This window comes from Xanthomonas sp. NCPPB 1826 (genome assembly GCF_056725285.1).
This window is the reverse complement of record NZ_CM161521.1, coordinates 2,590,855-2,604,226: the sequence shown is the minus strand read 5'-3', so window position 1 is coordinate 2,604,226 and position 13,372 is coordinate 2,590,855. Positions and strand designations below refer to the sequence as shown.

5 protein-coding genes are annotated in these 13,372 nt (G+C 68.6%); all 5 read right to left on the bottom strand.

What is annotated here, in order from left to right; all coding sequences use genetic code 11:
* Window positions 1–77 precede the first annotated feature (77 nt).
* Genes AC1PLA_RS11100 through AC1PLA_RS11080 form a run of 5 tightly spaced genes read right to left on the bottom strand, consistent with a single transcriptional unit; the run spans window position 78 to window position 13,312 of the window.
* Window positions 78–1,790, bottom strand: a complete 1,713-nt coding sequence (locus AC1PLA_RS11100) for an FAD/NAD(P)-binding protein (protein WP_481104549.1) — start codon at window positions 1,788–1,790, stop codon at window positions 78–80.
* On the bottom strand, window positions 1,787–2,821 hold the full coding sequence (locus AC1PLA_RS11095) for a TauD/TfdA family dioxygenase (RefSeq protein WP_481104548.1): 1,035 nt from the start codon (window positions 2,819–2,821) through the stop codon (window positions 1,787–1,789). The genes AC1PLA_RS11100 and AC1PLA_RS11095 overlap by 4 nt, the downstream gene beginning before the upstream one ends.
* Complete coding sequence (locus tag AC1PLA_RS11090) at window positions 2,818–4,569, bottom strand: condensation domain-containing protein (RefSeq protein WP_481104547.1); 1,752 nt, start codon at window positions 4,567–4,569, stop codon at window positions 2,818–2,820. Before AC1PLA_RS11090 ends, AC1PLA_RS11095 begins: the two co-directional genes overlap by 4 nt.
* 36 nt (window positions 4,570–4,605) lie before the next feature.
* A complete protein-coding gene (locus AC1PLA_RS11085; protein WP_481104546.1) occupies window positions 4,606–12,729 on the bottom strand; it encodes an amino acid adenylation domain-containing protein in 8,124 nt (2,707 codons plus the stop codon).
* A complete protein-coding gene (locus AC1PLA_RS11080; RefSeq protein ID WP_102252151.1) occupies window positions 12,722–13,312 on the bottom strand; it encodes an ankyrin repeat domain-containing protein in 591 nt (196 codons plus the stop codon). The genes AC1PLA_RS11085 and AC1PLA_RS11080 overlap by 8 nt, the downstream gene beginning before the upstream one ends.
* Window positions 13,313–13,372: the final 60 nt, after the last annotated feature.

Here is a 13,372-nt window from a genome sequence, read left to right as displayed (position 1 = left end):
CACGTTCGATCACATCGTTTTGCTGCCGCCTGTGTTCGATCGGCGCAGCGACATCCAAACATTTCCGATGGTGCCTACTACTTCGTCCGCTTTTGCGTGGACGTCAATGTGTCGAGAATTCGGCCACTGTCGCGAATCAACTGGCCGATGCTGTGCGCGTCGAGGAACTGGCCGATCAGCAACGGCCCCATCGCGAACAACAACGGCTGGTCAGCGGTGGCGAACTCGGAATCGGCCCCAATGACTTCACGCGTGCCGGGATTCACATCCACGCCTCCGACGACGAGAGCGGGTCCACGGCGGCGCTCGATCAAGGCCGAAGCCCCTTTGCGTACTGCGATGGCGTCGGCGTGATCCGGATTGCGAAAATATCTAGCCGCGGGTTGCAGGATCCCAGAGCGCAGGGCGCCTTGAACAAGAGATGTCGGATGGTGTCGTATATCGCCCGAGCCCGCGTAGGCCCTCACGACATCGGTGAACTCCTGTATTTCTCGAAGCGCTTCCAGCGCGGGACTGGTCAACACTACCCCTTGCAGATTCGGAACACAAGCATAGTGCGGCCCGAGTGCCATCACCTGCAGATGCCCCGACGCCATCAGTGCCTGAAGCTTGCGTGCGCTGTGCAGCGTCATCGGCATCGCGTGGTGAAACAAGCGCGTGCGCAGGCGTTGATCGAAGTCGAACTCATCCTCAGCGCACAGCGCGTGCGAATACTCGCTGAGCACCGGCAACGTCGAGAACAGCGCGACTTGCCATGGCACCCGCAGCGTGTCGGCGTAGCGGCGTGAGCCCGATTCAGGTGCGAACGCAGCGCGCAGGTCCGACGCCAGCCGATGACGCAAACCGATGGTCGTGTCTGCGGCGCACCGTTTCCGCCCAGGTCCTGCGGCCACACGGAGCAAGCGCAACGACGGTCGCTGGCCTTGTTCAAGCGCGATTTCCTGTTCGAGCAGTTCGATGCACGCGTCGAGCGGGACGAATCCCTCCGCGTTTGCTGCGCCGCGCAACGACTCCAGCGCGGCCGCGGTCAGCACGCGCGCGGGCCGTAGCGACGGCGCACGTCCCCACACCCGCGGAAGACTGCCACGACGCGATCCCATGACGATGCTGAATTGTCGCGGCCCCTCGAAGCGCAATCCGCCGTCCGCCTCCTCGATGAAGCGGCCGACCCGGTGCGAAAGGCTGATCACCGCGTCCAGCGCGTTGAGATACGTGCCCAGCACCAGTACCCGTTTGGACGCGCGCGCGCCCTCGCGCAGCCAGCGTCCGCAGACGTCTTCCTGCAACTTGGCCGCAGGCCAGGGACTGACGTGATAGCCGGGAGCGCCTTCCAGCGGATCGCGCGGCTGCCAGTGGCCGCTCGCCAGCACCACGGCATCGGCGCGAACGCTGTCGCCGCCGGCGATCGACAGGTGCAGCGCCCCGTTTTCGCGCTGAATGGACGCGATCTCGATCCCCCGGCGCAGGTCCACGATCAGTCCGTGCTCGCGCAGCAACGACACCGTGTCCTGGAACTGGCGCCGCTGGTCGTCGCCAAACGCAACCCGGCTGATCGGCGCGGCCAGGCTGGTTTCGTGCTCGGCGAGCGTGTTGTGGCGGCTCCAGGCGAAGCCGGTGCCGAATTCCCAACCGCGCTCGAACACGCTGATCCGCAGCTGCGACAGGCTCCGCTCGCCGCGGGCAAGGCGCTCGGCCAGGCCGAATAGCAACCACTTCGCGGCCTGGCCGCCGCCGACGATCGCTAGGTGCCGCCTGCCGTCGCTCCCGGCCCACGCTATGGCGTCGCTCATCCCGGCTCCACCGCCGAGGCCGCGATGCGATCGCTCATGCTGACCAACACGCTGCGCGGACCGCTGTAGCGCGCGCGTCCGTGCGAGTAGAGCATGTTGTCGAGCAGCACAACGTCCTCGCGCCGCCAGTCGAAGCCCAGCGCGTTGTCGTCGTAGGCGCGGTTGATCGCGGCGACGGTGGCGTCGTCGATGACGCCACCGTCGCCGTAGTAGGTGTGGTTGGGCAGCGCCAGGTATTCATGGCGCTGCAGTAGGCCGCTCGCGATCTCCTGCGGCAACGACGACACATGAAAGAACGCTGCATGGTTGAACCAGGTCGGCTCGCGCGTGTGCGGATGCAGGACCACCGCCGGCGCGTTGCGCCATGTCCGCAACACGCCGTCGTGCGACCATTCGAATCCGCTCTGGGTCGCGCGGCAGCGTGCCTCCGCCTGCTCGCGCGTATCCACCGCGAACACCTCGCGCCAGGACAGGCCGAGCTCGGGATGAAAGTTGCGTATGTAGCGCACGCCGCGCGCACGGAACTCGGCGACGATCGCCGGGTCCAGCGCCGCGAGCACGCGGCGGCAGTCGGCGATCGGCGTGGCGCCGCCGGCGTCGGCCGGGGTCCGGCAGTAGAAGGCGATGTGCCGCGGCCAATGGCTAGCGTAGGAGTTTTCGCAATGCATGCGGATGGCCTGCGATGCGGCGTACTCGGTCGAGGTGTAGACGTCCTCGCCGACCCGCATGCGCGGGCTGGAACGTTCGAGGTAGGCCATTGGCTCGTCGCCCATCGCCAGTACCAGCCGGCGCAGGCCGTCGGCGTCGCCGACGCGGAATCCACGCAGCGCGATCGCGCCATGACGGCGCCGCAGTTCGTTCAGGCGCTCACGGTTGTCGGCGCACCATGCGACCAGGTCGACGCGGTCGGTGGTGGGCGAGATCAGCGGAATATCGAGGCTGCCGGCGGTGGGCAACTGCAACGCGACCAGATCCTGCGTGCTGTGCACGACCAGGCGCCGCTTCGCCGGCAATCGCGGCAGCTCGCTCATGACGCCGCGTCAGTATCTAGACGCACCGGCGCGCGTCGCGCGCCCAGCAGCAGGCGCCGGTCGTCGGCGGCGCGCTGTTCGCGCAGCGTCTGCATGCGCGCGTGCGCTGCCGCCCTGAGCCGCGCGGCGAGCGCCGGCATGTGCGTTTCCTGATGCAGTGCGTGCAGGGCGCATTCGAACAAGGCCATGACTGTTTGCGCCTGCTCGTCACCGATCGCCGCCGGCAGGTACTTGAGCTCGGCCAGGAAGTCCTCGCCCGGAGTGACCACCAGCACCAGCGGATAATGTTCACGCACGGTCGAGACCACGTCCGCGATTTCGCGAAACACCGCACCGCTCTGCGCGGCAAGTTGCCGCGGCAGGTTCTCGAACACCAGCAGGCTGTCGAACAGGTCCTTGCCGGCCTGGGTCCAACGCAACACCTCGGGCAGCGCGGCGTGGGCATGCTCGAGCCATGCGTGTTGCGCCGACTGGACGCCCGCCAGCCACGCGGCCACCGTGCCGTCGTGGGCGATGGCGATGCGCATGGGCAAGGTGTTGATGCACAGGCCGACGATGCGTTCGCTGTCGGGAAGTTCCGCCGGACGCACGCTCGCGGTCAGTCCGAAGCTGACCTCCGCGGTGGCCGCGATCTGGCCCAATGCCAGCGCCCAGGCTGCCTCCAGCAATACCGCCGGGGTCACGCGCAGACGCTTCGCCAACGCCGGCACGGCGATGTCGGCGGCGGCCAGGCGCACTGCGATGCGCGCCTGCTTCGCCGTCGCGGCCGTGGCGGTGTGCGCCAGCGAAAGCGGAGCGGCGCCGCGCAGGTAGGTTTTCCAGAACGCGGCCGCAGCGTCGGTCTCGCGGCGGGCCAGCCAGTTGGCGTAGTCCAGGAACGACGTCGTTACCGACGGCAACACGTCGCCGAGGTACAGCGACTGGAATTCCTGCAGCACGATCAACTGCGACCAGCCGTCCAATAGCAAGTGATGATGCGTCCACACGCAGCGGTGCTGGCCGTGTTCGGTCTCCAGCAAGGTCACGCGCATCAACGGCGCGCGCGCCAGATCGAACTCGCGTGCCAGATCCTGCTCCAGGAACGCCTGCAACGATCGCTGCGCCGCCTCGGCCGTCGCCCCCTCCAGTATGCGGTATTCGATCGACGGCATCGCATCGCGGTAGCGGCGCAGCCTGGGGTGCAGCGGATCGTCCAGATCCACCGCCGCCTGCAGCACGGCGTGCCGCTGCGCCAGCTGCTTCCATGCCTGTTCGACGCGGTCGCGATCGAGCGGGCCCGACAGCGCGCATGACAGCTGGCTGACATAAGCAGCCTGGCCCGCGTCGTGTTGGGAATGGAACACCATGCCCAGCTGCAACGGCGTCAGCGGCGCGGCCAGCACAGCGGCCGTCGCTGCCGTGGGTTCGATCGCCGGTTCGCCGGAGTGTTCCGCCGGCACCTGTTTCAGCGCCTGGGCCAGTCCGGCAACGGTCGGATGACGGAACAACAGCGTCGACGACAGTGGCAGCCCCCCTGCCCTGGCCTTGGCGACGATCGACACGCTGAGCACCGAGTCGCCGCCGAGTTCGAAGTAATTGTCATCGCGCGCGACCGCGATGCCGAGCACGTCGCTCCAGATGTCCTTGAGCTGCTGTTCCAGCGCCTGACCGGCGTGGTCCGCCGCGACAAGGGCGGCGTACTGCTCGGGTGCAAGCCGCCGCAACGCCTCTCGGCGTTCGGCCGACAGATTCGCGATACGTTGTTTCAATTCGTCCATTTCTCACCCTGTCCCAATGGGCCCGCGCTACGGGTCCGAGTCGCTCAGCAACAGCGCGATTTCCTCGGCGCTCGCGGATTCGATGCGTTGCAACAGTTCGCGCAGGCGTTCGCGCTCGTCAGGCGCGGCGGCGGCCAGTTGCGGGTAGTCGATCTTGCCGTTGCGGGTCAGCGGCAACGCGTCGACGACGGCGATCGTCGCCGGCAGCATCGGTTCGGACAATCGCGCGGCCAGGTACGTGCGCAGCGCTTGCGGTTGCGGCTTCTGGCCGTTGCGGGCGACGACATGGGCGGCCAGCGCCATGGTGCCCGCCGCGGTGCGGCGCGCGACCACGGCGGCTGAAACCAGCTGCGGATGCGATAACAGCGCCGCTTCGATCTCTGACGGCTCGATGCGGAAGCCGCGGATCTTGAGCTGACGGTCGCTGCGGCCGACGTATTCGAACAAGCCGGCGTCGTTCACGAACGCAAGGTCGCCGCTCCTATACGCGCGCGCGCCGGCTGCGAACGGATCGGGCCGGAACCGGTCGGCGGTCCCGGCCGGCGCGCCGTGATAGCCGCGCGCCAGGCCCGTGCCGGAAATCCATAGTTCGCCGACCAGGCCCGGCGCGAGCGGCTCGCCCCAGGGATCAAGCACGTACAGGCGTGTCGTCGCGATCGGCGCGCCGATCGCGACGCTGCCGTGCTCGGGATCGTCCTGGCCGATCTCGTGCACGCAGCATCCGACCGTGGCTTCGGTCGGACCGTACTCGTTGAAAATCCGGGTGCCGTGGCGACGCCATGCGTGCAGCGATTGCGCGCGCAAGGCTTCGCCGCCCACGACCAGCCGCTCCGGCGGATGAGCGATGCCGTCGGCCTGGGTGGCACGCGCCAGGTAATCCAGGTGCGAGGGCGTCAATTTGATCAACGCCGCGCCCGGCCCGTGCATCAACTCCGTGGCCAGTTCGGCCACGCCGTCGGCATCGGCCATCAGGCGCAGGGTCGCGCCGACAGTCAACGGCGCGATTTGGCTGGTGATGGTCAGGTCGAACGACGTCGCGGTATGCACCGGCACGTCGCCGCCGTCCAGGCCGTAATGGGCGACGGCCCAGGCGACGTAGTTGGCCAGCGAATCGTGCTGGATCAGCACGCCTTTTGGCGCGCCGGTCGAACCGGAGGTGTAGATCGCATATGCGACGTTGCGCGGATCCGCCGGGGACCGCACGCGGCGATATCGCCGGGCCGACCCGCGCAACGACGGCAGCGTGCATGCCGGCACCGGCCAGGCCAGCGCGTGCGCGTGATCGGTCAGCACCAGCGCAACCAAGCTGTCGCGCGCGATGCGCTCGCGGCGTTCGAACGGTTCGCCCGGATTGAGCGGCACGAACGCGGCGCCGCACAACCAGATGCCCAGCAACGCGGCGATCAGGTCGACCGAACGCTGCAGGTCCACCCCGACCAGCGCTTCCGGCCCGAGGCCGCGCTCGCGCAAGGCCAGCGCGATCTGTTCCGCATCCCGCCACAACGCGGCATAGCTGACATGGGTGTCGCCGCAGACGATCGCGACCCGGTCGGGGTGGCGGCGTGCCTGCGCACCGATCAGCTCGGGCAGGCAGTGCTGGCGGGGGCCGGATACGGCCGGCACCGGCACCGACGATGCGACGGCACGGCCGGCATGCGCCGCCGCGGGATCGGCGAGCATCGCCGCGAGATTGTCGCGATACGCCTGGGCGAGTGCGCGCACGCTGGCCTCCGACCACTGGCCCGGATCGAAGTCCAGCAGCAATTGCAAGCTGCCCGAAAGCACGTCGCGGTTGAAATGCGCGGTCAGCGCGAAGAACGTCTGGTCCGAAGCCGACGCGGACAGCACCTGGAACGTCTCGGCACCGACGATGCGCTGGTAGACGTGGAAGTCGGTGTACACGAACACCGCGTCGAACGGCGTCTGGCCGAAGTCCTTTCGCAGCTGATGGTAGGGATAGCGGCGATACGGTTGCAGTTCCTGCTCGGCGCGCCAGCAATCGCGGATCAATGCGCTCCAGGAGGCATCCTGCAGTTCCAGGCACAACACGACCGTATTGTTGAACACACCGATCACGCGGTCGCCGTCCTCACCCTCGGGCCGGCCGTTGACCTCCAACCCGCTGACGACGCGGCGGCCGCACAACGCCGACAGCACGCGCATGTGCGTGGCGAGCAATACGCTCTTGAGCGGAACCGAAAGCGCGCGCGCCAGGCCCACCGCGGCATCGTGCACCTCGGCCGCGAATGCGACGCTGACGCGCCCTTGCAGGTGCTGGCCCTGCAAGGGCGTGCGCTCCGGCCGGCGTAGCGCACCGGCGCCGAAGCGGCGCGCCTTGTCGTGCCAGAACGCGCGCGTGCCGTCGTCGGCGACCGCGGCGCGCTCCAGGGCAATGAAGTCGGCGTAGCGCGTGACCGGCGCGGTCCGCTGCAAGGGCCTGCCTTCGCACAGCGCCGCGTACTCCTCCAGCACCTCGGTGATCAGCGACGCCACGCACCAGCCATCGAATGCGGCGTCGCTCAGGCTGAACTGGAACTCGTGTTCGGACCAGCGGTGCACGGTAAAGCGCAGCATCGGTGCGCTGTTCCAGTCGAACCGCCGTTTGCGCTCGGCCAGCATCCACTCGTGCAGCTCACGCGCCTGCGCCGTTGCCGGCACGTCGCGCCGGTCCAGCACCTGGAACGGCACTTCGACGTCCCGGTGCACGCGCTGCACGCCTTCTGCGAACGCGACCAGGTCAAAGCTGACCCGGAGGAATGGATGGCGCTGCGCTGCGTGGCGCATGCACTCCGCCAGCCGCTGCGGATCGCAGCGCCCCTTCATGCGCAGGCTGGTTACGTAGATTTCGTAGACCGGACTGGTTTCGGACAGGTACACCAGTGAGCGTTGCACGTACGACAACGGATACGCGTCCTCGACGTCGGCCGGCAGGCGGTCGCGCCACTGCGCCGGGATCAATTCGAACGGCTGCGGCGCGGGTATGGCGGCCGCCACCGAAGCCTGCAGCCGCTCGGCCAGGGCACGTACGCGCGGACGGGCGAACAGGTCGGCCACGGTGAAATTCAACTGCTCCCTGGCACCCGCGGCAACGATGCGCAATGCACGGATGGAATCGCCGCCCAGGTCGAAGAAATTGTCGTCCACACCGACCGGGGCTACCGCGAGTTCGGCGGCCCATATCCGGCACAGCGCGTGTTCCTGAGGTGTGCGCGGCGGTTCGAACCCCGCGCGCGGCCGTTGCAGTGCCTGAAACGGCAACCGGCCGCGGTCGAGTTTGCCGCTGCGGGTCAACGGCAGCACGTCCACGCGCGCGAACGCCGAGGGAATCAATGGCCGCGGCAGACGCTGCCTGAGAAACGCCAACACTGCCTCCAGTGGTGGCAAGGTCTCGCCCAGCAGGAATGCCACCAGCTCCAGATCGCCATGGGCGTCGCTGCGGGTGGCGACCGCGGCGCCGAGCACGCCGGGACAGGCACACAACGCCTGCTCGATCTCACCCAGCTCGACCCGCCGGCCACGAATCTTGATCTGGCTGTCGCGCCGGCCCAGGTATTCCACGCTGCCGTCACCGCGCCAGCGGGCGAAATCGCCGGTGCGGTACAGCGGAGAGACGCCGTCCACGGGATCGACGCCGAACGCACGCGCCGTGGCCTCGGGCCGATTCAGATAGCCGCGCGCGACCTGCGTGCCGCAGATGCACAGTTCTCCCGGCGTGCCGATGGGAACCGGCCGCTCGTCCGCGTCGAGGATCCGCAGCCTCACGTTGGCGGCAGCGCGGCCGATCGGTATGTCGGCCTCGTCGCGTCCGACGACATGCCAGGTCACGTCGACCGCGGCTTCGGTCGGACCGTAGAGATTGATCAGCGCGGTATCGCCGAACGCGTCGACGAAACGGTCGCGCAAGTGCGGTTCCAGTGCCTCGCCACTGCAAATGCAGCGCGACCACGCCGGCAGGCGGGTCTGCGCGGGCAGATGTGCGAGCAGTGCCAGCAGCATCGACGGCACGAAGTGGGCGATGCTGACGTCGAAGCGGCGCATGTGCTCGATCAGCACCGGCGGATCGCGTTCTCCGCCGGTCGCGAGCAAAACCAGCCTGGCGCCCAGCAGCAGCGGCAGGAACAGCTCCCACACCGACACGTCGAAGGTCACCGGCGTCTTGTGCAGGAACACCTGCCGCGCGTCGAGTTCGAAGGTTTCGGCCATCCACAGCAGGCGGTTGACGATGGCGCGGTGTTCGATCATCACGCCCTTCGGCTGGCCGGTCGATCCCGAGGTGTGGATCACATAGGCCAGATCGTCGGGCCGGCAGCCGATGTCGGCAGACAGCGGTTGCGCGGCCGCGGCTCCGGCCACACCGATGTCGACGAACTCGACATCGGCGAACGCCGCACGGCTCCGGTGCGCCGCGGTCGACAGCACCACCCCGCAACCGCTGGCTTGCAGCAGTTGCCTCAGGTGATCGTCCGGCTCGTCCGGATCCAACGGCAGATAGGCCGCGCCAGCATGGATCGCGGCCAGGATCGCCACCACCATCGCGGCCGAACGGTCGATGGCCACGCCGACAAGCGCATCGCGCCCGCCGTATCCGCGCTGGCGCAATCGCGCCGCAACCCGCGACGCGATCGCGTGCAGCTGCGCGTAAGTCCACTGCGGCCGCGCGTCCCCGCAGACCGGGCCTCCCATCGTGCCGCACAGCGCCACTGCCGCAGGCGTGCGCGCGGCCTGTTCGAGCAACAGCGACAGCAACGTCGCCTGCGCTGGATACGTTCGGCGAGGCCCGTCGAAAGCGGTCAGCAGCAGTTGCCGCTCGTCCGCGCCCAGCAGAGCCAAGGCCGACAGTGGCGTGTCCGCGTCGTCGGCGACCGCGCGATATTGCGCCTGCAAGCGCTCTGCAGCACGGTCGATGTTCTCGCCGTCGAGCACCTGCGGGTCGTAGACGAGCTTGGCCGACAGCCCGGTTCCGGTTCCGGTTTCGGTCACGACCATGCTGAAATCGAATTGCGCGCCGCGCTCATCGAGTGCCATGACCTCGACCGCGGCGCCGGCCAGGCGCGCGTCCAGGCGGCCCGGCGCATGCCACGCCTGTGCGGCGGCGCCGAGCGTGCGCCAGACGAACACCGCGTCGACGAACGGCACCTGTCCCGGTTCGCGCGCGGCGCCCAGGCGCTGCGCCATCGCGTCCAACGGCAGGCGCGCGTGCTTGCGCGCCGCCAGCACCGCCTTCCGCACCCGCGCCGCGAATGCGCGGAAGGATTGCGTGCGATTCACTTCCACGACGATGGGCAGCAGGTTCACGCAGTAACCGATCGCGTCGGACGAACCGTCGCCCTCGCGCAGGTCGAACGGCACCCCGACCACCACCTCGGTGCGCCCGGTCCAATGCGCGAGCATGGCCGCGTACACGGCCAGGTGCAGATCGAACGCGGTGCAGCCGAGATCACGGCCCAGTCGCCCGAAGCCCTCGACGACGGCCGGCGCAACCGGCCAGCCCGTCGCCGCGCCCTGGCGGCGGTCAAGCGCGCGTTTGCGCCGTCCAGGCAATGCCGCCGGCAGGGCCAGGTAGCCGTGCAGGCGGTCGCGCCAGTACTCGGTGTCTTCGTGCGCATCGGCGCTGGCTAGGTAGTCGATCTCGCGCTGCACGTCGTCGCCGGCATGCGGTCGCGATCGGTGTGGGTGCACGGCGTCGCCGCAGGCGGCCTGCCAGGCGTGCATCAGGATCGGCAACGAGCCCAGGTCCACGGCGATATGGTGGGCGCGCAGCAGCAGCACGTGCTCGCGATCGGAGCGTGCGTACAGCACCGCTTCGATCGGCGCCGCGGACTGCAACTCGAAACCCGTGTCGGCGCGTGCCGCCAGTTGCTGCATCAGCTGCACGTCGCTGCAGTGGCGCGCATCCACCTGGATCAGTTGCGCCGGCGGCGAGTCCCAATGCTGCCAGGGTTCGCCGGCGACCACCTCCACCCGCATGCGCAAGGCCTCATGCGTGCGCTGCAATTGGAGGAAGGCGGCCGCGAGTCGGTCGACATCGAGCGCACCGGTAAGGCGTGCCGTCCAGGCTAGGTGATAGGCCCGCGATGCGGGGAAAAGCTGGGCGTGCAGCCACAGGCTGCGCTGGCCATGGCTCAACGGCGCGCGCGCAGGCGCAGGTGACGACGGCCGCCGCGCGCGCGGATCGTGCGGATGCGCCTGGCAATACGCGATCAGTTCGTCCAGGCCACCCACTTCGTGCAGCAGCGCCAGCGGAACCATCAACTGCTGCGCCTCCAGCAGCAGCGCCAGGCGCGCCATCATCAGCGAATCCATGCCGAGCGCCGGCAGCGAACGGTGGCGCGGCAGATCCGCTGCCGGACGGCCGAGCAGCCCGGCGGCCGCGGCGAGAACCTGTTGCGCGAGCACCGACGCGGGTTCGTCGGCTTCCGGTTCGCTGCGCACGGCCTTGCGCGGCTCCAGCCGCACCAGCGCATCGTCGAGAAACAATTGCCGGCACGCCTGGCGGCGGATCTTGCCGCTGGTGGTTTTCGGCACCTGGCCAGCGCGTACGAACACCACGGTGTGCACGCCCACGTCCAGGTGCTCGGCGATCGCCGCGCGGACCGTGTCGGCGGCTGCCTGGGGCTCGAAGCCGGTGCGATGCTCGATTTCGCAGACCAGCACCAACCGCTCGCCGTCCACATCGGCCACCGCGAAGGCCGCACTGCTGCCCGCGCGGATCGACGCGTGCGCGCGCTCGGCGACCCGCTCGATATCGTGCGGGTGATAGTTCCTGCCGCGCAGGATGATCAGGTCTTTCAACCGCCCGGTCACGTACAGCTCGCCGTCGATCAGGCAGCCCAGATCGCCCGTGCGCAGGTAGTCGCGCTGCAGGTCGTGTTGGAGCCGGGCACGGAACGTCTCCTCGCTCGCCTGCGGCTTTTCGAAGTATCCGGCAACCACTCCGGGACCATGCACCCAGATTTCGCCGATCCTGCCGTCGGCCAGCGCCACCCGCCGTTGCGGATCGACGATCGCCACCGATACACCGGTGCCAGGCTTGCCGCAGCTGACCAGCGTCTGCGCCTGGGCCGGGTGCGCCGGCGACGCGATCCGGTCCAGCTGCAACGCCAGCGCGTCCACCGGCAACAGGGTCGGCTCGCGATCCAGCTCGGCACCGGTGACGAACAGCGTCGCCTCGGCCATGCCATAGCAGGGGTACATGGCCTGCGGCCGGAAGCCGCTCGGTGCGAATGCGCGCGCGAAGCGCGACAGGGTTTCGGCCTGGATCGGCTCGGCGCCGTTGAACGCAAGTCGCCAGCTGCGCAGGTCCCACTGTGCGACCTCCTCGGGCGCTGCGCGCCTGGCGCACATTTCGTAAGCAAAGCTCGGCCCGCCGCTGGTGGTACCGCCGAAACGCGTGATCGCCTCCATCCAGCGCAGCGGTTCGCGGAAGAATTCGGTGGACGAAAACAGGATGCACGGGCACCCCACGTATACCGATTGCAGAATGTTCCCGAACAAACCCATGTCGTGATAGAACGGCAGCCAGCCGACCACCACGGTGTCGTGGTCGTGGCCGAAGGCGACGCGGATCGTCTCTTCGTTGCACAGCACGTTGCGATGGCTGACCACGCAGGCTTTCGGGTCGCCAATCGATCCGGACGTGTATTGCAGCACGGCGGTGTCTTCGGCATCGATCTTGAGCGCGCGCCAGGCCGCGGCGTCGATCGCATGGCGTTCGCCCAGGTCCAGCCAGCGCGCATCGGCCAGGCGCTGCTCGGCCGCTTCAACGAAGCCTTGGCGCATATCGCCCGGCGCGATGACGCAACGCGCGCGGCTGTCGGCGACCACCTGGCCAAGCCGGAACGCGAGCCTGCGCGCGTTGCCTTGCGGCAGCGGCAGCGCGATCGCTCCGGCGTACAGCACGCCGGCGATGGCGACGATATAGTCCAGGCCCGACGGATAGGAGATCGGCACCCGATCGCCAGGACGCACGCCGTGCGATTGCAGCAACGCCGCGGTCCGCCGCGCCTGCTCGTCCAGCTGCCGCCAGGTCAGGGCTTGCTGCACCTCTCCGCGTTCGAGAAACTTGAACGCCGGCCGGTCGCCATCGCGCTCCGCCCGCCACCGGAACAGATCGACCAGCGTGCGCACCGCGTGGGCCGGAAAATCAGCCATCCTGCGCCGGGTCCAGCAGATCCAGGTCGGTGGGCGGGGAAAATGCGAGCTGCTGCCGGCAGAACGCGCGCCATTCGTCGCTCACCTCGTCGAAGATCACGCTTTCGCCCGCCCAGATCGAGCCGGTCACGCTGAAGTCGCGGTGCAGGAACACGATCGCGTCCGTATCCTGTGCCGGCATTGGAGCGCGTTCACGGTGGTGTGGCCACTGCGCGAATTGTTGCAATGCAGCGAGCGGATAGGCGCGGCAATAGGGGCGTTGGTGCTCTGCTCCATCGGCGGGCTGGCTGGCGCCGGAGCAAAGATGCTGTTGTGCCTGCGCCAGCAATTGCGCCGCATCGCGATGTCCCGCTGCCAGCGCAATGAGGTACGGCGTGCGCTGGTCCTGGCCGCACAGCCCGATATCCGCGCCGCGCGCGAGCAGCGTGCGCACGATCTCGGCATTGCCGCCGCCAGCGGCCCAGCACAGCGCGGTCCAGCCGTGCTCGTCTTGCGCGTTCAGTGCAGGACCCTTCGCAAGCGCCACCTCCACCTCCGCCGGGTTGCCCGCCCGGATGCTTTCAAGCAGCTCTTCCGTCGCCATCCCTCCTCCCTATGTGAGCCGGTGCTTCGATGCGATCGAGGCGACCCACGACTGGCGCTA